This is a genomic window from Planctomycetaceae bacterium (assembly GCA_039680605.1).
Classification (GTDB): Bacteria; Planctomycetota; Phycisphaerae; order SM23-33; family SM23-33; genus JAJFUU01.
Genome location: JBDKTA010000010.1, coordinates 52,749 through 71,578 on the forward strand (window position 1 = coordinate 52,749; position 18,830 = coordinate 71,578).

The following is an 18,830-nucleotide window of genomic DNA, read 5'->3' on the forward strand; positions in this document are numbered from 1 at the left end:
CCCATCGCGATTGCCCCGGCAAGCGCTACGGCGTAGACTCTCGGTATCGCCATGTCGTCCTCTGTTCACGAATATACTCGATGCAACGCTAACGCAAGGCATCTAGAGCAACGGCAAGTTCGGCCTCACTTCTGTATTGTCCGCGCGATGATCATCTCCTGCCAGTCGCGGTTCAGCGTCACAAACCGCGCGGACCAGCCCGAGACGCGGACGGCCAGACCCTGGTACATCTCCGGGTGTGCTTGGGCGTCGCGGAGCACTCGGTCGTCCACCACGTCGATGTGCAGGAAGATGCCGCCCAACCGCAGGAAGGTCTGTACCAGCGCCGCCAGAGTCTCAACGCCTTTGTCGCCGGAGACGGCGGTGGGGTCCATCTTGAGTTCCAGCGCCGTGCCGTTAGTCAGCCGCCTGAGGTCCATCGAGCAGTGGCTCTCGATGACCGCCGTCGGACCCTTGAGGTCAGTGCCAGGCGAAGGCGAGAAGTTCAGGGCCAGAATGTCGCCGTCCTTTCGCCCGGCGGCTATCGCGCCCCGCTGATGCCGCCACTCGATCTCGCGGCCGAACGTGCTCACGCCGGGCGGCCGCACGATGCCGTTGCGTTCCTGCACCGCGGCAACAGCCGCCAGAAAGTCGTCGAAGACCCGCTTGGTCAAGGCGTCGGCGGCGCCATCGGCGTTGCCGTAGGCCCCCACGCGGTGCAGCGCGTACTGCCGCAGGTCCTCGTGGCCGGACCAATCTTGGCGGAGGATGCGCACCAGTTCCCCCAGCGGGATCCGCCGCTCATCGTAGACCAGCCTGCGGATGGCCAGCAGGCTGTTGCCCGCGTCGGCCAGTCCGCCTGCATGCGGGGCACGGACGGTGTACTGGGGTCCGCCGTCGTTGTACCCGCGGGCGCGTTCGATGCAGTCTTCAACCAGCAGAGACGCCAGCGGCGAAGGATACCCGTTCTTGGCACCGTCGATCTGCCGCTGGATTTCGTCAACCTGGGCCGCCAGGCGAGCACGGAACGCGGCGTAAAGAGCTTCGAAGGAAGCGTAGCTCGCCGCTCTGCCGTCACCCTTGACGCCCAACGTCTGCTGCAGGATGGAAAGCACGTCGAACGGGCAATAGCCGAAATTCGTCTTGCCGGGGACGAGAATCTCCCAGCAGCCGTCGTTGGCAAAATCGCGAGCCTCCTCGGGGCGATAGCCGAAATCGACCAGGCTCTGGATGATCTGGGCGTCGTTGTAGACCGCCACGATGCCCCCGCCCAGCCGCTGCACCTGGGCAATGCGCCGTAAGAGGGGCTCCGGCGAGCCCGTCCGTACACGCACGGCTATGGGGAACTCATTGATCCCCAGTTCCTCCACCACGTCCAGCACGAGGTAGGTCACGTCGTTGAGGATTTCGCGACCGGCCTCGTCGACGCCGCCCAGCACGATGTTCTGGTAGTACTGCGCGTCGCCCGATCCCGGCCCGGCGTGTGCGCCGACCCAGTCGCACCCCTTGATCCAGAAGTGGGCCAGCAGTTCCCTCGCCTCGTCCAGCGTCATCCGGCCAGCCGCCAAGTCGCGCGAGAGGAAGGGCCCCAGCATCTTGTCGATCCGCCCGATCCCCGGCCAGTTGCCGCAGAGCCGCTGAAACGCGAAGGCCAGCCACAGGACCTGCACCGCCTGGCGGAAGTTCGCCGGCGGGGACCCCGCTACGGCAGCTAGCGCATCGGCCGTCTGCTGATAGGTCTCTCGCTGAGCGCCGGACGAGCCGGCGATCCGCTCGTTCAGCAGGTCCATGTAGCGTCGATGCCAGATCGCCGCGGCGTCCAGACACACATTCAGGGCTGCCAGGAAATCCCGCCCCTTGTCGTCCACGTCGCCGCGCGCCAGGCGCTGGGCGATCTGCCGCCGCAAGCCGTCGTAGCCGACCTGGAGCAGCCGCTCGAATCCCAGCGTGGTATGACTGGTGCTGCCGAATGCGGCTTTGCCGTCGACCAGGACGGGCAACTGGTGACATGTCGCCGCCTGGAGGGTGGCCGAACCGACCACCTTTTCACCCGGCACGATCCGCAGCGGTGCCTGTTCAGCGATCATCTTCACGCTGTGGGCGAACTTGATCTCGTCGCTGGCGGCAGCCAGATCCGATCGGCCGTCGAACGTCGGGCACTGGCTGAACAATGATCTGCCCCATTCCCCGCTCAGCGCGCGACGGGCCAGTTCGCGGGTCGAGTCGGACAGGCGTCTGACTGTAGTCGAGATCATCCTGAACGTGGCCTTCTGAATGGGTTCCGCCGGCGACCGCCGCTGGCATCGAGACAATTCTACCGCGCCCTGACAGTCCGTCATAGAAAACGCCTCGTAGTGCTGCATGTCACTGATGACATAGCGGTGACATTGGCCGTTGCACCTTTCATATGTCACTCCTGACAGATGGCCGACCCGCACATTCGGGGAGAACAGAAGCCCACACGTTGTGGTGGCGGCCGAACTCTGGTCCAGATGGGGCACTTGGGCTCGACGCGTTTAACTTTTCGCCGGTCAATCCCTCAGCCGCTTTTCAGAGCAATCTCCACTGCTCGCTCGATATCTCGTTCGGCATACAGCTCAGTGGTATCGATGTTGGTGTGCCCCAGGCCGGCGCTGGTTGCCTCTACGCCGAACTCCTGGCGAATCCTCGTGGCCCAACTGTGGCGTAACTGATGCGGGTGCCAATAGGGAACCTGCTTGTCAGCCGGAAGATCGGCGTTAGCCCTGTCGATCGCGTTGTGGATCGCATGACGATAGCTGCCGGCATCGAAAACATCACCTGCCGGGCGTTTGGGCTCAGCCTTTCTCTTCGCTGCCAAATGCTTGAGGTGTGAAGGATACAGGGGCGTCTTTCGCTCCGCTCGTCTGGTTTCCTTACGCCATTGCTCTGATTCCTGCGGCGAAAAGCAGTAGGCCTCCGGGTCTTCCTTGATCCAAGGGGCCAGGATCTCCTGTGCCTGCGGTCCCAAAGGCACCACTCTCGCTTGGTCCAGATGCTCGCATTTGTGACGTTGGGGAATGTAGAGCCAGTACTTCTCCTTGAAGGTGATGTCACAAGGGCGAATCGTACAGACTTCGCCGGGGCGCATTCCCGTCAGCCAGTGGAGACGTATCATGGCCCCCAGCGTGGGAGAGCAGTGCTTGAGTGTGGCCTCCACATGTTCCCACGCCACGGGGCGAACACGTTTGGGGTCCTTGGCCTGGCTCCTGCCCTTCTTCAGCCGGCGAACAGCCAGTAAGCCCTGCCACGCTTCGACAGTGACCAGTCCCTTCTCGACGGCCCAGCGGTAAGCCTTCTGGACCACGTGCAGGCGGTTGTTCACGGTAGTCAGCGATCTGACCTTACCGCTTGCATCCTTGATCAGCGAGTCACGGTATTGAGCCACATCTGGAGGACTCAGTTCTCCCGCCGGTTTCTCTCCGTAGAGGTCCACCAGTTCCTGGAGAGCCATTTTGACGGTGTGGATATGGGCAGTGACTTTTCCGTCCTTCACGAAGTAGGTGCAGGCGTAGTCCAGGTAGTCCTGGGCCAGGTCTGCCACGGCGTAAACATCCCCGTCGACTTCTGGCCGCGGGTCGGTCTTCCACTCATTTGCGAGCCAGTTCTTGAATCGTGCCATCGCTTGGCGCGGAGTTAATTCCTCGGCTGTCCCAAAGCGATGGGCATACCGCCTAGCTCTTCCAGACTCAGAAATAGTCTGATCACCATACCAAGTCGTTGTCCATTTCATTACCCCGTGGTGGAGCTTGAGTCTTGGCTCCGTAGGTTCTGTGGCCATTTGTTAACTCCCTTGGCGTAGCACAAGCTGTCTGTTTCCAGCCGGCTTGCGTTCTGAATTGGTCGTGGTTGTCGAAGCAGATTGCCCCCGCTCTGGCTTGCGGCGCCGGTTGACGAAGTCATCCAGATCTTCCCGGTGGAAGAAATTGAACTTCCCGATCCTGGTGGGCCGCAGCTCCCGTGTATCGACGTAATGCCGAAGGGTTCTGACTGCGGCCGCCCCATCGTCCGTCACCATGTCCAGGCAGAGATAGATCGCTGCCTGCTGGGCGGTGAACAGGCCGCTATGGCGGCGGGGGTTGGCTTCCTGGGTGTTCGCGGACCGCTGAACTGGCAGATACCCTTCCAGATCCTGGATTCCATCTGGGGCGATCCTGGCAGGGGCCACTGGGATGTCTGTCGTAATGTTGCTGGTAGTTTCTTCGCTGCTGTCGAGCGCCTGCGCGCAGTTATTCCGTTGGATCATTGTTTTGCCTCCTGTTTCAGGTGGGTTAGTTGGTGGATGAATCAGATGGAGTGTCTGAAATACTGTTCGTGGGCGGGGTGTCTGCCGCCGCAGTTGGGCCACCTGATTCCGGTGGCCCCGTGTCCTCGGGCAGAAGAGCTATCCCCTCCCAGCCACGCCCATATCTTCCTCTGCTTACGGTGTGGCAACCTTTTGCTTTCAAGATCGCCGCGATGGCTCGGGTATTCAGCGGGGAGTTCTCGCCGATTTCCTGGCAGTATGCCATGTAGGCGTCCCGGAGCGAGGCATTGCTGGTCCAAGTATCGCGAGCGGGAACGTTGGGAACGCATCTCTCCTCCATGAACTGCTCGAAGGAGTTGCTCTCCTTGCGAAAGCTTTTTGTTGCCTCGCACACACAAGCCGGCGGGTTCAAACCCGATTTCTGCCACTCCAGGCAACCACAGACTGCCCAGGCCAGGATTCCCGGCAGTTCTTGCCGCAATTTCTCTGTGAGCTTGGTGTCCTGCTGGTCCTTGGGGATCACCACGTTGAAGGGCACAAGCAAGAGCCTGCGCCAGATTCCCTCGTCTGTCCCCTGAATGCGGGGCTTGTGGTTGGTCATCATGATGATCTTGTGCGTGGGTTCAAACTCCCCGAAATCCTCGTACAGCTTTCGAGCCTTGAGCATGTCCCCGCCGGTTAGGAGCTTAACCAGTGCCTCAGAGAGCCTTTCGCCGGAGTCGGATTCGGAGGCTATAGCGAGACGTAGCCCTTGCAGATCGGCAATCACGTTGGGGGCCTTTTCGAACTTTGACACGGTCAGCAGTTCATGGGGTGCAGGACCTGCGTAGTCGCCCATCACCGCCTTGAGCTGATTAAGTAGCGTTGACTTCCCATTGGCGCCGTCACCGTAGAAGATCGGCAGAACCTGCTCACTTACGCTTCCTGTCAGACAGTAGCCAATCAGTCGCTGGATAAAAGCTATGAGGTCCGCCTCGCCGGCAAAGATCTTGTCCAGGAATGCCTCCCACTGTGGGCACGTAGCGGCGGGGTCGTATTCAACCGGGGAGAGGTGGGTGATAAAGTCTTTCGGCAACGAAGGACGAAGTTCTCCCGTTCTTAGGTCGATAACCCCGTTATTTACTGCCAATAGCCAGGGGTCGCTATCGAACTGGTCCGGCCTTACGGCGAGTTTGCTACGCGCCAGGTCCACCATGGCCTCCACTCTTGATCTGGACTCAGACTTCGTTGCGAAGTCCTCCATGGCCCTCCTTCTTGTCAAATCCTGAACATTTCTGGCTTCCTTGCGGATGGAGAGAATTGTTTGTTCGGCTGATTTCTGCACCTGCAGCAGGATGTCCCGTTCCCATCTCTTGCCATTCCAAATGAACCAACTGTTCCGTGGCTGGCAGTAGCAAGCCGTGTTGCGGTGCTGGTTGGCAAACCGCTCGGCGTTACCCAGGTCTGTCAGCTTGATCTCGTCAGCTTTGGCAGCGGGATTCTTAATGCCAGCCTCAAGACCAGAACGAGTCGTATCGGCGGCCTCATCCTCCGAAAGCCCAGCCTCGATCGCCGCCTCAATGAGGACAAGCTCGACTTGTTTCTTATTCAGACCTTCTGATTCAAGGCGCCGACCTAGCAAGTATGCTTTGGCATTGAGGGTGTCGTTACGGGAACCTTCCTCGGCCTCCCGCACTTCCTGGATTGCCTTCCGGACAATCTCGTTGCCACAGGCCAGGGGTGCGGGATTCTCATGCAGGTCCTTACGTTCCGGTTTCTCCTGCAACGACAGGATTTTCTGGATGATGTCTGCAGGCAGCTCCGATACCTCTACATCCTGAGGCGACAGCCCTGGAATCCACTGATAGATTTTGCCTGTCTCCGGGTGCACAGAGCCCGGATACACAACCTGGCCACCGTCGGACTTGATATCTATGTTCCCTCCCAGCTTCTTAACTGAGTTTCCAATCTTGCACTTGGGAGCCTTGAAGTAATGGTGTGTGCCTCTGCTTGTCTTGGCTGTTACCGTTGTCGGCAACCCGAGCGGATCGGTATCCTGATCGATATCAATAACCAATATGCCAGAGGCGGTGCCGGTCCGCAGGCCCACGTTGCCCTTGCTGGCCCACTCCAGAGCTTGGTCGAGGGTCTCCCGAGGTGCAGTGGGCCATTCCTCCATCAACGGCCTCTTGCCCGCAAGGGGAATGAAGGACCATCCCATCTTGTGTCCAAGTCTCACATTCTTAACCCGATCAGATTCTTCCACCCCGTAGCGAGAGGTAGGCCTGATATCGGAGGTTTCTGTTGTAGATAGAATCGTGGTTTCGTCGTATGCCTGGATCATGTGTGATTCCTCCTTAGAGAGCGGGGCTCTGGGCGGGTTTGTAGAAGTGCGGATCGTATGTGGTATGCTGGAGGGAGATTGCCTGGCTTACGACGGCTTGACCGTACGCCCTGCCATCCTCCGTGATCGCCTGATCCCATCGTGGCCGATAGCGTCTGGAGTGCCTGAACAAGCGATCGATGGCAACCGGATCCTTGGCATACCAGAAGGCAAGCTCCACACAGAAAGCCAGGTCGCCCTCCTGGAGACCCAGTTCACAAGCAGGCTCCTTCCCCATCCACAGTTGGCCAAACTTGAGGGCTCTGGCAGACCGCATGGCTCTGGCGAGGATCTGCTCCTCACTGGGCGTCAAGGCATGTACTGGTCCGGTAAGTGGCCGAGGAATATCGCCAGAGGGGTTCTCTGTTGCTGGTATCCCCTCGCTGGCAGGTAAGGTTGCTTGCCCCCTGGTGAAGCCCAGTCCTAGACTATCATGTGCATTCGTGTCTGTTCCATTCTGATCGGTGCTGCCCAATACTCTGCTATCCATGGCGTTGTCCTCATTCTGTCCCTTTCAGTTAGTCATTGTCTGAACATTGGGGGCAACTCAGGGGCTTTTCTTTAGCTATTGGCGATTATTGTTCGCCTAAGCCCTATTTTGTTGCGATGAATCATGACATCTACAGTAGCGCGAACCGACAATATGCGCAAGACAATTCCTGACAATTTCCTAGAGTATCTGTAGTCGCAGTCAGTTTATTCAGAATAGCCATGCTGTGATATTCCTCGAAGAGATCACCGCAGCACACGAGATCCAGCGTTGGCATTGGCATCAAAGGTTGGAGGGCACTTAATCCGGCAGGCATGATTTATCACTGATTATTAGCTGCAAGAGCGGAGTCGAGTAACATTACCAGAGATGGTACCATGCCAGAGGGGATTTGGTCAATAGTAAATCCGTGGATTATTTAATTATATTTTATGATGCCGTTGAACCAATATTCACAAGCTCGCTACAGAGGCACTATATAAGCCCTGGATAATGCCTTGGGATGGCAATTAATGCTCATGAAATGCATCTTCGCAGGCTGCATGCACTCAATAATGTTGTGTTAAGCAGCATGGGCCCTTTGCCAGGGTGCGGGGCGACCTCATGTTAACGCTGTTAACGCTTCTCCCATTAATTGTTCCAAGAGTGTTGATTGCTTTGTGGATACTTAATGGAAATGGTGTTAACAGTGTTAACAGCCCCCGTCCAGACACCCCTGGCCTAGCATCCACCCCTCCGTGCCCCCTGCCTCTGGCCTAGACAGACTGGCCGGCACTCTTGACTACTCCAGCCATCATCATTATGTTCGTGGCCGCGCTGGCAGTTCTCCCCCAAACTGCCACGCCTGGGCTTAGCAAGGTCTCCCCCTACCTTGCCAAGCCCTCTTTATTGGTTCACGACCTGGCATCTGGAAACTCCCTAAAAACCATTCTCCAGTGGATCGTGAGGCAAATGCGCACCACCGGTATTCACCCCTGGCCAATACGTTGTCTGCGGCCCAGTAGATCCTGACGACCCACCTCCAGTCGACAGGAGTCGGATCCACCCGGATCCATCCCCAGCTATATATTGTCTGCAGCTCAGCAACTCCGATTACGTGTTTTCGGTCGACAGGGTGACGTGCATATGCATTGCTGCCCCCTGGCACATTGTCTCGATGCCTGCCCCGATACCAATCTCCAGTCAACAGTGGTCCGTGTTTCCGGTGAAGGGAAGCACAGCAGATCATGCTTCCAGGGTGTCTATGCAGCTGGGGCCCTCTATATCCAGCTATCTGCACAGGCTACCAGTCAACCGTAAGGCAGTTACCACATTCAATGGGGCGAACTGGTTCCGAGGGAGCCTCTATTATTCATGCTCACTCCCCCTGGCTATCTAATTGACTGTCTGCATCAGGAAAGACATACTGTGGCCCAGAGCACCATGTAACCTTGAAACGAGGAATAGATCATGCCCAACATCGCCATAGCACTTCGTGAAGAGATCAACCGCCTGGCTGCAAAGCAGGTGCGGTTCGGAATGACCAAGGTGAAGCAGGATACCGTGCGCCTCAAGCGTGACGTAGCCCGTCTGAAGCGCCAGGTTGCAATGCTTCAGCGAGAAAAGACATTCCTGGTCAAACAGGTTGCCCGGACAAGCGAAGTGACTGCACCACCTGTCGAGAAGCTCCAGAAGATGAGGGTGACAGGCAAGTGGATGATTAGCCTGCGAAAGAGGCTCGACCTGACTCAGGCTGATTTCGGCAAGCTGATGGGTGTCTCTGGGCAGCAGGTATATCAGTACGAAAGGAAGACAGGGGTATTGCGTCTACGTGAGACCACCAAGGCCGCACTGGCTAAAGTCAGGCAGATGGGCAAGCGTGAGGCCAGAAAGGCCCTGGAAGCTCAGCCGGTAGCAAAGGCACCTCAGAAGAAGCGCCGGGCGAAGAAGGCTCGCCTGACCAAGGTCAAACAGGTGCGCAGGAAGGCCAAGAAGGCTTCCAAGAAATAGAGCCGCTGGCGCCCACTCCGAGGGGGACAGATGCGCACATGTTCCAGCGCCCCAGCAAGGCGCTTAGGCGCGCGCTAGCGCCACGATCGGCGTCGGGGGCTACATAGATGCCTTCGGAAGAAGAACACTGATCCTACGCGCCCTGAGGACTCCGAGCGCCGCCCATACCAACAAGCTGTAGAAATCTTACATGGGCTGGATCAGGGTGACAGCGGTGACATCAATTCTGTAAAGTCTTCGCGAGCAGAGAATATATAAATAGTTCTGGAAAGGCTGTCACCGCTGTCACCTCCCACGTCAATCCCAGGGCAAGTTCCCGCCTCAGCTCACCCAGGTTTTGACCAATGTTAAGATAGGCAAACCGCTGTTCTTGGCTTTCTGAGGCCTTTTCACGGGATTCTACACATGCGGGCACGGGTCGATGATAGCTTTCATCTGCGCTAAGTAAATTTGCCGCAACAGGATACGGCTTGCCAGCGAATCCTCGTCGCCTCACCCATGGCCATGCCCCGCGGGCCGGAGCAAACTACGGCCTCTTCAAACTCCGCAACATCCCACAGATGTACCCAGCCCTGGCCTCAATGGCCTTTTGTCGGTTTTGTCAGTTTCTTCCAGAGCCATCGCACTCGTTTTGACATCTGTAGCAACACGCCTTCTGTCACTTCTTGCATCGGCAGCTGCCCTTGAGAGGATGTTGACAGGACCTTCTCGGGCATCTCCACCTGTTCCACCTGTTCCTTCACTTCCAGCCGTTCCATCACGTGGAGCAAACCCAGGTCATCTGGGTAACGTCTGGTCGCCAGCCACGTCATGACTGCAACTGCCGCCAGCGGTATCGAAGCACCCATGGACAAGGCAAGCATCCGGTATCGCCCCGGAGACAGGTATGCCGAGTCATTATGCTCCTGGGCAGTCTGGGCCATCTCCACAGCGCTACGAGCAGCCAATGCCAGTTCAGTGTTGACCTCAGGCTCCGGCCTATGGCCACCCGATGCCAGGAAGATCAGGAATAGTACAACCGCAGCAATGATGATCCATCTCATGGTTTGTCTCCTGAGGGTGAATGGAGCAGCATCCGGATCAGCTTCTCAAGGATGCGTCGCAAGTGATGTTCCCTGGCAAACAGCAGCACCAGGACCAGCAAGGCTGTAGATGAGCAGATCCAAAGGAAGACGGCTGTGGATCTATCTTGCTCAGCCAACTCCTTTTGGGCCACCAGCACACGTCGATCTTGCTGCGTCTCCTGGTGGGCTTTCTGGATCTGCTTGTTGAGATCTTGTCGTTCCTGGTCAGTACTCTCCTGCATCCTGGCAACTTCTTGCTGACGTTGCCGTTCGCGTTTGGTTTCGGAATCATCGCAGCCGCCAATAGCTAACAGGATCACGAGGATCAGCCATGGGGCTGCGCGTATAGCTTCTGATTTCATTGAGGCTCCTTTTAGGGTAGTAGTGGGAAAAGGGCTGACAAAACCGACAAAAGTCTCCCCGCTCCCCTGGCGATTACTAGCAGTAGCCATGGGTGCGGTCGTCTCAATTGGCGTTTGATCCGACGCCGCATAGTACATCCATCAGGCCATGAAGAGCTTGCGTTCGTCTGGGCAGCGCTTCCAGGTTCCGCCCCTTGACGGCCTCGGTGAAGGCATTGAACAGTCGCCATGCCGTCTGGCCGCCTTGAGCGAACTCCGCGTGCCGCGGCCGACGCCATTCCTGGAGAACCTCGGGCACGGCAGTGACGGGCACAACCCGGGCATCTACCGCGCGCACGATCATGTCGTGGGCTCGCGTATGCGTGACCTTGGTCGCCTTGTATGCCTCGATCCGGTCGTCCTGCTGCTGGCGCAGATCGCCCAGCCGTCCCACTGCACCGGCAACCAGGCCGGGCAGATCGCGCTCGATGAAGACGGTATGCCGGCGGGCGATCACCACCTCGGCACTGAAGGCCATGTTGTCGCACACGAACACGCCGGAGCCAACGGCCAGGCTGGCAGGGAAGCTCTTGTCGTGGCTGTTCCGCAGGCCCAGCACCATTCCGTAGTCCTGGTGGCTGTGGCCGTTCGTCACCTGCATCAGGCCGAAGTATCGAAGGCCGTCGTGAGGCATCGCGTGGGCCTGGTTGACGATCTTCAGCCCGGCGCCGGTCAGTGTGGCTTCCACCTGCTCCAGCAGGCGGAAGTGCGGAATGGGCACCCAGGTGTCGGTCCTGGTCGGCGTGGGGCAACGTTCGATCTGGTCCCGCTCGACGTGTCGGGAGCCGCAATGAAGGCATAGATTCAGCATTGTAAATCTCCTGTATCTGGGGTACGGGGACTGTTACGGAGGCTGACGATGGTTTAAGGATGTGTGGTTATGCCTAGCGCGTCTGCGAATCTTGAACTCGCCGCAACAGGATCCAGGCGCGTACGTTCATGGCCGCACATAACCGCAGAAGCATATTCACGGTCGGGGACTTCTTGTCGGACTCCAGAAGACTGATATATTCCCGAGAAACGCCGGCGTTGCCAGCCAGCGCTTCCTGCGTCATTCCGGCAGAGAGACGTGCTTTTCGTAGCTGTTGGCCCAAGGACATGGTGCCAAAATAGATGTTGACGTCATTTATGTCTGTGAATTATAGTTCACATCCGCTCAGACCCGTTTGTCCAGGGCGCGATGGAGTCTTTGAAAGACATGCATGAGCGGCCAAGTGCATTCTGGGGACTGTTCAGAAACCTCGACGTTCACTTTGGCCATGACGGCGGCGGCATGTTCAGGGCCGTTGTTTGGTCGAATCTCTACCGTTTGGCCCCTCACTCACACAGAGCCAACCCTCCTGAATGGAACTGCGCTGCGCAGCGAGAGCAAGCGGCGACGTTGCTTTACCAGGAGATGAAGACTCTGCGCCCAGGTGTAGCCGTGTTCCTTACGGGTGGCGGTTGGTTTCGTGAATTCCTGGACACTAGTTCTCTAGGCAAGCACATGCGTGGTTCGTTTCTTCGCGGTGGGGGTTATGTTCGCTGGCATGGAAGATTTGGCCCAACGCGGGTTGTGGTCGCAGAACACCCCCAGGGCAAAGTCGGCGGCGCAGCCCATCTCGCGAAGAATATCTGCCGCTACGCGATTGAGACGCCGAGAATCGACCGATAGGCTGGCGAATTGTTCGATAGCATCACATAGGAACATAGCAAAATGAAACCGCCCAAACACGTGCTGAGACAGAACATTTTCGAGCATGCAACCAGCGAATTATCTCATTCGGCCCTGTGGGCATGGATACTCAGTTGTGCCCAGTCGGAAGAGCATGACCGACGAGACGTCCGACGTCTAGCCGAAGCTTTCCTGCATCATGTCGGATACTCGGCTCCTCTTCCAAGAGTCACCTCAGTGGAACGGGAGGTGACACCTCGCGATGGCGAGAAGATGCGGTTCGACATTGTGGCATCACTGGAATCTGGAGATACGCTGCTGATCGAAAACAAGGTTAAAGCGTTGCCTGATGAGGCCCAGCTCCGGTCCTATGCCGAGCATCATCCCCAAAGCACGTATGTCCTGCTTCATGCAGGGTTCAATTCTCTTAGGAGGTCCTACGAATGGAAGAGACTAGGGGAGGTCGCCCTATGGAAACGGATTGGGATCGAGGGAATCTTAGAGGTGATTGATTCAATGGAGGAGCCACTCAGTCACAGCCTCTTAATTGACTATGATCGGTGGTTACGAAAGTTGGCAGCGAGATTTGAACAACTTACAGTTCAGGCTTTGAGCAACGACGTAGCAGAGGTCAATGAAGCATTGAAAAGCCCTCAGGGGCAGTACGCATTTGTAGATAACCTATGCAACGACTTGGACGGTGTCATCCAATTAGGCACAAGCAGCGGAAGGCCGTGGACTGAGTTTGCGTTTCTTTGGCTCGAGAATGATGAGCCAGGGAAGGATGATTACCCAGATATGCTGTTCTATCGACTCGATGCAACTTCCCGTGGCATCCCGTACCTTGCTATTCGGCAATACCACCGACTGGCAACCGGAGATGCGGTTTCGCTGCAGAAGAAGCGAGATAGACTGACTTTGATCAGAACTTGTTGGGCGAAGGCTGTTGCGCAAAGCGATCAGCCGAGTTTGAACTGGCGGCCCCCAGGAAATCGGCTAGGCTTTGAAATGGAAGTATGCTCGCTGTTGCTGAATAGTCCGGAGAACTCCCCCGCAAAGGTGCGAAGGGCCTTGCCTGGCTTGCACAAGGGGTTTCTGGAAGAACTACGGAAGGTCGGTTGGCCAATTTCGGAGAGAATCCGCGAGGCCTTTCCGGGAACCTCCATGTGCGAACATGTCAGTCCCTCGGGCCCTTCTTGTTGTCCGCCCTCATTGCTTTCCAATCTTCATTGAGTTCGTCAAAGATACTTGTACCTGGCTGGTTAGAGTGTACGTAACCCGCAGTTCCCTGTAAGTAAACAGGCCCTCCGTGACCGCCGGCACGCCCTCCGACCGGCTCAGATTGCTTTTTCAACCAATACAGAGGAAGCGGTCGTCGATGCGATAGGTACTATGACAACGCCCGTCATGGTCTTCAATAGATAGGTCTTGCGACTTGGGGCCTGTGCGCCACTCAGCAGCAGAGCCTTTCCTTCGTTTGCTTACAGCTTGACACGTCTTCCTTGGCACTTGATACTGTTTGAGAATCGGCTCCAGCTCCCAATAGTCTCTCGAGGTGGCCATGGCACGGGGTGAACAACTTATCAGGCAGTGGAAGCTTCTGAGGCTTCTGCAGAGCCGCCACTTTGGCGTATGCTTGGAGGACCTTATCGCCGAATTAGGTTCCTGCAAGCGGACTATCCAGCGGGATCTGAAGCTGCTGCAAGGGGCAGGATTTCCCATCAGTTTCGAACAACATCTGGGAGAAGTGGGTGATCGTGAGAGACGATTCTGGAAGCTGGAACACCGGTTCCTTGAATCACAGAACCTCGTTCTCTCGATGGTGGAAGTGCTCAGCCTCCTCTTGAGCCAGCAGCTGCTTGCGTCCCTGGCTGGTACGCCGCTGGGCGATGGCCTCAAGTCCGTAATAGGCAAGATTGAGTCCGTGCTCTCAATCAAGGCCCGGGGCTACTTCTCCGATCTGGAGGACGTCCTGATCGTCAAAGAGACCGTGCAGCCCGAGTTTTCAGCGATGTACAGCTCGATCGAGAGCATCAACCGAGCGATCTCCGAGAGCAGGGTTCTCCAGATTCGATACAAGTCTCCCAGGAAAAGCGATGGGTTCTCCTCGGCGTTCCATCCGTACAACCTGATCCTGCACAAGAACGACCTGTACTGCATCGGGCGAGTGGTTGCCAAGGACCAGATCCGCACCCTGAAGGTGCGCCGGCTCCAGGCCCTGGACTTGACCGAAAAGAAGTTCACCAGGCCTGAGCGATTCTGCCTTGGCGGCCATCTGGACGGCAGCTTTGGCATTGTCTATAGCGGAGAGTATGAGACCGTCCAGGCTCGCCTGAGCGGCTGGGCGGCCACTGAAGTCCGGGAGCACAAGTGGCACCCAACCCAGAAGATCATTGGCGGCACCAATGACTCGCTTGTAGTCCAGTTCGACCTCTCCAACACGATGGAGTTCAAGACCTGGCTGCTGAGCTTCGGCCGTCACGCCAAGCTGCTCAAGCCCAAGCACCTTGTGGACGAACTTGCCGAGGAAATAGCACAGATGAACAACTCCTATGCGGCCGGCGGCACAGGAAAGGCCAGCCACGCGTAGCATCGTCCTGCGGTCGCATCATTCGTCAAATCCTTGGTGAGGGGTGACCCGATCTGTCATGGGGGGCTGCGACACTTCAGGTGTGACGACAGAACAGGGAGACAGGACCGTGGACTCCAGCCACGATAATACTGGCATGCCTGGCGACCAGAGCTTGACGACTGGCCCTCTTCCCAGGACGGAGTTCGTGGACAGCCGGCTCTATCGGTACACCTTCAAGGACATGACGGTGGTGAATGCGTGGCCGAAGCCCGCCGCCTGGTACCGACGGACCGGAAGTGATCGATGGTATCCCTGCAAGCCCTCCATGGATCTTTGGCCCAAGGTCTACCAGCCCTTCTTGCCGGGGATCGAAGAGGATCTCTGTTCACCGGACCGCCGGATGAGCGACTGTGAGGCCGCCTACGCGCAGCAGATGCGAGCCGAAAACGACTACGCCAAGACGATCCCGATGGAAGTTCGCCAAGTCGTGGGGCTGTTTCGGTGTTGCCAGTGGAACGTTCTGCGCATGATCGCCAGATGTCCGGCAACCATCGACTTCGTCCGCAGGAATCCGATCCTGGGCTTCTGCTTGGCGGCCAGCCGAAGCTTCAGTGGCCATCGAGAACCCTCGGCATGCCGGCTGGCCCAGCTTGCCGGCCTCAAGCAACGGCATCTGCTTCAATGGCTGGGGTTTCCGGGAACCGAGGCGGCAGCAAGGGTCATCAGGAAGATCGCACCGCAGGCGGCGGCCATCTGCACGCTGAAAGCCCTTAAGGTCGCCATGGGTGATTCAAATGTCCTCAAGATGCTCTCTCACGCGCCGGCCCCGATCCGTGCTGAAGGCCTGGCAGTTGTGCTCAACCCCAGGACCCGCCAGCTCGTGTCGCCTTCCTTGATCAGCGACCTGTGGGCCAATCCCGAAGAGCCGATGCCGGAGGGTCATTTTTCGATCGAAAACCATGACCTCGTGATCCCCACTGAATGTGTCGGAAGCCTTAGTGAACTGGCGGAACTGTCATCCTTGGTCCGACCTGGCCGGCACCCCCCCAGAGTCCGCTCGATTGAAGACATCAACCGCTGGTACGGTAAGCTCAGCATGGAAGCGGCCCGGGGCGAAGATGCTGCGCAAAGCGGCATTCGTTTCCCGCCACCCCCAATCCAGGGGATGGCGTTCATTCTTCCACTGATGACGCCAAAGGATCTGATCGAGGAGGGGCAAAGGCAGCGGAATTGCGTTGCGCAGTATATCGCTGATGTTGCCATGGGCAGGCGGTATATCTACCGGGTGCTTGCTCCTGAGCGGGCCACCGTCTCCGTCTTTCCGATCGAAGGCGCTTGGGCCATCGAAAACGTGGAGGCAGCGAACAGCCAGCCGGTCGAGGAGATTACCCGCCAGTTTGTCGCTGAGTGGATTTCGGACAGTCGGGGGTGACCCGGTCTGTCGCAGGAAGCCGGGATACTTCCATAGTGGCAGTACGACGGTTGAGACATCGCCAGAAGTCTGTGGCCACATAGGCCATGTTTTGTACGAAGACCAGAAGGCCAGTGGAAGAGGCAACGCGCCATGCCGTCGAAGGCTGGCTTTGCGGGAAGGTTTCGGAGACTATGTAGGCATCACGCCGATTTCGCCGGCGCGCACCCTAGCGTGCCGGGCGAAGTCAAAACTCAAGGAGCACCCACAATGGCATCGAAGATCTTATGGATCGAAGATGACCAGGAGTTCCTGCGACTGGGCTGCAGGGAACTGATCACCCGGGGATTTGACGTTCTGGCTGCCTGCGACAACGATGAGGCGATGGAACTTCTTCGCCGCTACGGCGACCAGATCGGCCTGATTATCCAGAACATCCACCGCCCCCCTGGCAGATGCCTGGCCGGGGAGGATCTGGGGAAGCACGAACTCACGGGACTGGTCTTTCTGGCCCGCTGCGCCCGGCGCGTTAGGCCGTACTTGCCGTGCATCTTCATCACCGGCACGCGGTGGGGATACTACGCAGGGAGTGAAGCCAAGCGGCTTGGCAACTGTCTTGTGTTCGAGAGACCAGTGCTGTTTGGCTACCTAATCGACACCGCCCAAGCGATGATACTCCACTCAGTCTAACCCCATCTCCCCTCGATTCCTATTCTGGATTCTCGGGGAAGGCCTTGCTCGCATCTCTCTTGTCGGGTAGAAGGAGTCCGTTAAGGAATAGCGGACTGTTTCCGGAGAAGCGAACATGATTTATGGAGCATTTCAAGTCTGGAACCCTGAATACGAGCCTGCCGGGGTACTTCGTCATGCCGAGGTGCTCGAACAGGCATGCAAAGACAACGGTCCTGAGCCTCATGTGTGGTGGGGAAAGATATCACGGAGTAAGACGCCAGGAGAAATTGAACGCGATCATGCCGACAATCCGGGCAGAGAACTCAAGTTCCTCGTCATGACAAATCACAGCGAAACACACTTTTGTACAGTCCAAGATATTCGGTGGCCGCGGGAGACCGGGGTCGCGACAATGCCCGGCAAGAATGTGCCCAAGTACTACGGACAACGAGAATTGGCCGTAAGATACTGGTTTAAGATCGATGGCCTCTGCGCAATAGCGACCAACCTGACCGCAACGTTGAAGGAATTGGCTCGATTCAAGGATAGCCGGGATAAGCCCATAAACCTCTATGAACAACGTCGGCATGAGTATGGCCTGCCCTGTCTGGTACAAATGGACGAAGATGACTACGAAGAACTTGTGGCCATATGTCGGAGTCATGCCCCCAATTTCATCGAGGCCGTTCTTGGCCCCGACACTAACAATAGCCTGATTGCAGTGCGAACGGCTCTGGATCCTGACTTCTCAGCATTTGACGAAGATATCCAGATTTTTCTGGCCACTGGGGAACAAGCGTATAAAACCCTTCGGCTTGATTCTTCGCCCGCCATTCTGAGTATGTTTAAAGCATATGAAGTTATCGTGACGTGTAGCCTCGCTCCGGCAATGAAGAGCCGGCTTGGCCGGGATGCGGCACTGATTCCCATTCACGATCAACGGGGTGGGGTTACCACGCTGGAACAATATACGATGGAACGTGGCCATCGATTAGGTGTCAAGAATATCGTGGCTGGCATTCTCACCGACTATGTCGGATCACGAACCAAAGGGATACTAACCCCGGTCGATCATGGCTGGCTTTTCGATACCTTCCGCAGTTTCTTCATGGAGATTGTGAAACATGTGAGGAACCCGGCCATCCATCGAGAGAGGATGTCACGGGGCCAAGCAGAGGGGCTCTATAACGCCACTCTCCGAAACAAGGACACATCAATGATCACAAAGTTGCATCGCCTTTGTTCTCTTATGACAAGGGATTGAGTTGTCTCTATTACTTCTTTCGATTGGCCGACCAGTTCACTGCTTATGGACGATTCTCTGAGCATGGTCTTCAACCAATTCGTTCGGGCCGTCCTTTGCATCTCCTTTTTCATGCGAGTCAGGCAATCATCACATTGGTGGAAGATGCCCCTTTGATCTGGCTTGCTTCAATGTTTCGATCGCAAGGCACATATACTTACGCCATTCATCGCAATCCCGAGTATCACTCACATAGTAACCTCTGCCGGGCACCCGAGGCTCATGCATATTAACAATGATTGCCGAAAGATCAAAGAGTGAGTTCCTTTGGCACCACCGCTGAATATTCCCCAAGGGACCAAAGGTCTGTGCAGTATATCTTGCTTTTTCCCGTAACGCCTCCTTCCCAAAGTTCGCAAGATACCCATAGGGCGGAACATGTGGTAAGCCGACCAGCTTGAGAAGCGCCTCGACAAGCCATTTGGATCCATTAGGCGCGTTTGAAAGAATCTCATCATTCGTAGATGTCAATATATACCGAACCCCGCCTTTCCATTCGAAGTGCAGACGTGGTGGAGCTAAGGTTTTATCATGCGATTCTCCTGCCGCTGCAGGCCCGGCGACTTCCAATCCCGATTCGACTTCAGTTGGGGTCCACTTTTTTGTCACCGTGTCGAACATGCCTGGAATATTACCTTTCGTCATGGGTATGCGTGCCATGATGTCTCC

The 18,830-nt window shown here is 57.0% G+C and carries 15 protein-coding genes; 6 read left to right on the forward strand and 9 right to left on the reverse strand.

Going from position 1 to position 18,830, the window contains the following annotated elements:
* Nucleotides 1-125 precede the first annotated feature (125 nt).
* The 4 genes from ABFD92_03760 to ABFD92_03775 form a co-directional block, all read right to left on the reverse strand.
* On the reverse strand, nt 126-2,234 hold the full coding sequence (locus tag ABFD92_03760) for a pyruvate formate lyase family protein (GenBank protein MEN6503632.1): 2,109 nt from the start codon (nt 2,232-2,234) through the stop codon (nt 126-128).
* A 284-nt stretch (nt 2,235-2,518) separates the two neighbouring features.
* Nucleotides 2,519-3,619, reverse strand: coding sequence for a site-specific integrase (locus tag ABFD92_03765; protein ID MEN6503633.1), 1,101 nt, complete (start codon nt 3,617-3,619; stop codon nt 2,519-2,521).
* A 162-nt stretch (nt 3,620-3,781) separates the two neighbouring features.
* Nucleotides 3,782-4,243 carry a helix-turn-helix domain-containing protein gene (locus tag ABFD92_03770; GenBank protein MEN6503634.1) on the reverse strand — a complete coding sequence of 154 codons (462 nt, stop codon included), beginning with the start codon at nt 4,241-4,243 and terminating at the stop codon, nt 3,782-3,784.
* 25 nt (nt 4,244-4,268) lie between these two features.
* The gene (locus tag ABFD92_03775; GenBank protein ID MEN6503635.1) at nt 4,269-6,566 is read right to left on the reverse strand and encodes a phage/plasmid primase, P4 family; all 2,298 of its coding nucleotides are present in this window, start codon (nt 6,564-6,566) and stop codon (nt 4,269-4,271) included.
* A gap of 1,978 nt (nt 6,567-8,544) precedes the next feature.
* On the opposite strand from ABFD92_03775, the gene ABFD92_03780 reads away from it, so the two are divergent.
* Nucleotides 8,545-9,084, forward strand: coding sequence for a helix-turn-helix transcriptional regulator (locus ABFD92_03780; GenBank protein MEN6503636.1), 540 nt, complete (start codon nt 8,545-8,547; stop codon nt 9,082-9,084).
* 578 nt (nt 9,085-9,662) lie between these two features.
* On the opposite strand, the gene ABFD92_03785 is transcribed toward ABFD92_03780, so the two are convergent.
* The 4 genes from ABFD92_03785 to ABFD92_03800 form a co-directional block, all read right to left on the reverse strand.
* Nucleotides 9,663-10,127: a hypothetical protein gene (locus tag ABFD92_03785; GenBank protein MEN6503637.1), complete on the reverse strand. Its 465-nt coding sequence runs from the start codon at nt 10,125-10,127 to the stop codon at nt 9,663-9,665.
* On the reverse strand, nt 10,124-10,510 hold the full coding sequence (locus tag ABFD92_03790; protein MEN6503638.1) for a hypothetical protein: 387 nt from the start codon (nt 10,508-10,510) through the stop codon (nt 10,124-10,126). Before ABFD92_03790 ends, ABFD92_03785 begins: the two co-directional genes overlap by 4 nt.
* 103 nt (nt 10,511-10,613) lie before the next feature.
* Complete coding sequence (locus ABFD92_03795; protein MEN6503639.1) at nt 10,614-11,360, reverse strand: DUF932 domain-containing protein; 747 nt, start codon at nt 11,358-11,360, stop codon at nt 10,614-10,616.
* A 73-nt stretch (nt 11,361-11,433) separates the two neighbouring features.
* Nucleotides 11,434-11,649 carry a helix-turn-helix transcriptional regulator gene (locus ABFD92_03800; protein ID MEN6503640.1) on the reverse strand — a complete coding sequence of 72 codons (216 nt, stop codon included), beginning with the start codon at nt 11,647-11,649 and terminating at the stop codon, nt 11,434-11,436.
* Between the two features lie 596 nt (nt 11,650-12,245).
* Between ABFD92_03800 and ABFD92_03805 the strand changes: the two genes are divergently transcribed.
* From ABFD92_03805 to ABFD92_03825, 5 genes are all read left to right on the forward strand, one after another.
* Nucleotides 12,246-13,436 (forward strand): PD-(D/E)XK nuclease family protein, encoded by a 1,191-nt coding sequence (locus tag ABFD92_03805; GenBank protein MEN6503641.1) that lies wholly within the window; start codon nt 12,246-12,248, stop codon nt 13,434-13,436.
* Nucleotides 13,437-13,764: 328 nt separating this feature from the next.
* Entirely contained in the window at nt 13,765-14,793 is a 1,029-nt protein-coding gene (locus tag ABFD92_03810) for a WYL domain-containing transcriptional regulator (protein MEN6503642.1), read from the forward strand.
* 187 nt (nt 14,794-14,980) lie between these two features.
* Entirely contained in the window at nt 14,981-16,207 is a 1,227-nt protein-coding gene (locus ABFD92_03815; protein ID MEN6503643.1) for a hypothetical protein, read from the forward strand.
* A gap of 249 nt (nt 16,208-16,456) precedes the next feature.
* Nucleotides 16,457-16,876 (forward strand): hypothetical protein, encoded by a 420-nt coding sequence (locus tag ABFD92_03820; GenBank protein ID MEN6503644.1) that lies wholly within the window; start codon nt 16,457-16,459, stop codon nt 16,874-16,876.
* A 115-nt stretch (nt 16,877-16,991) separates the two neighbouring features.
* A complete protein-coding gene (locus ABFD92_03825) occupies nt 16,992-18,122 on the forward strand; it encodes a hypothetical protein (protein MEN6503645.1) in 1,131 nt (376 codons plus the stop codon).
* Nucleotides 18,123-18,251: 129 nt separating this feature from the next.
* Here ABFD92_03825 and ABFD92_03830 read toward each other — a convergent pair whose 3' ends face one another.
* Nucleotides 18,252-18,821, reverse strand: coding sequence for a hypothetical protein (locus ABFD92_03830; protein ID MEN6503646.1), 570 nt, complete (start codon nt 18,819-18,821; stop codon nt 18,252-18,254).
* Between the last annotated feature and the right edge of the window lie 9 nt (nt 18,822-18,830).

Bases quoted from the DNA above. Each gene is read 5' to 3' on its own strand.
- ABFD92_03760 (MEN6503632.1), bottom strand. From the start codon at position 2,234: ATGATCTCGACTACAGTCAGACGCCTGTCCGACTCGACCCGCGAACTG.
- ABFD92_03765 (MEN6503633.1), bottom strand. From the start codon at position 3,619: ATGGCACGATTCAAGAACTGGCTCGCAAATGAGTGGAAGACCGACCCG.
- ABFD92_03770 (MEN6503634.1), bottom strand. From the start codon at position 4,243: ATGATCCAACGGAATAACTGCGCGCAGGCGCTCGACAGCAGCGAAGAA.
- ABFD92_03775 (MEN6503635.1), bottom strand. From the start codon at position 6,566: ATGATCCAGGCATACGACGAAACCACGATTCTATCTACAACAGAAACC.
- ABFD92_03780 (MEN6503636.1), top strand. From the start codon at position 8,545: ATGCCCAACATCGCCATAGCACTTCGTGAAGAGATCAACCGCCTGGCT.
- ABFD92_03785 (MEN6503637.1), bottom strand. From the start codon at position 10,127: ATGAGATGGATCATCATTGCTGCGGTTGTACTATTCCTGATCTTCCTG.
- ABFD92_03790 (MEN6503638.1), bottom strand. From the start codon at position 10,510: ATGAAATCAGAAGCTATACGCGCAGCCCCATGGCTGATCCTCGTGATC.
- ABFD92_03795 (MEN6503639.1), bottom strand. From the start codon at position 11,360: ATGCTGAATCTATGCCTTCATTGCGGCTCCCGACACGTCGAGCGGGAC.
- ABFD92_03800 (MEN6503640.1), bottom strand. From the start codon at position 11,649: ATGTCCTTGGGCCAACAGCTACGAAAAGCACGTCTCTCTGCCGGAATG.
- ABFD92_03805 (MEN6503641.1), top strand. From the start codon at position 12,246: ATGAAACCGCCCAAACACGTGCTGAGACAGAACATTTTCGAGCATGCA.
- ABFD92_03810 (MEN6503642.1), top strand. From the start codon at position 13,765: ATGGCACGGGGTGAACAACTTATCAGGCAGTGGAAGCTTCTGAGGCTT.
- ABFD92_03820 (MEN6503644.1), top strand. From the start codon at position 16,457: ATGGCATCGAAGATCTTATGGATCGAAGATGACCAGGAGTTCCTGCGA.
- ABFD92_03825 (MEN6503645.1), top strand. From the start codon at position 16,992: ATGATTTATGGAGCATTTCAAGTCTGGAACCCTGAATACGAGCCTGCC.
- ABFD92_03830 (MEN6503646.1), bottom strand. From the start codon at position 18,821: ATGGCACGCATACCCATGACGAAAGGTAATATTCCAGGCATGTTCGAC.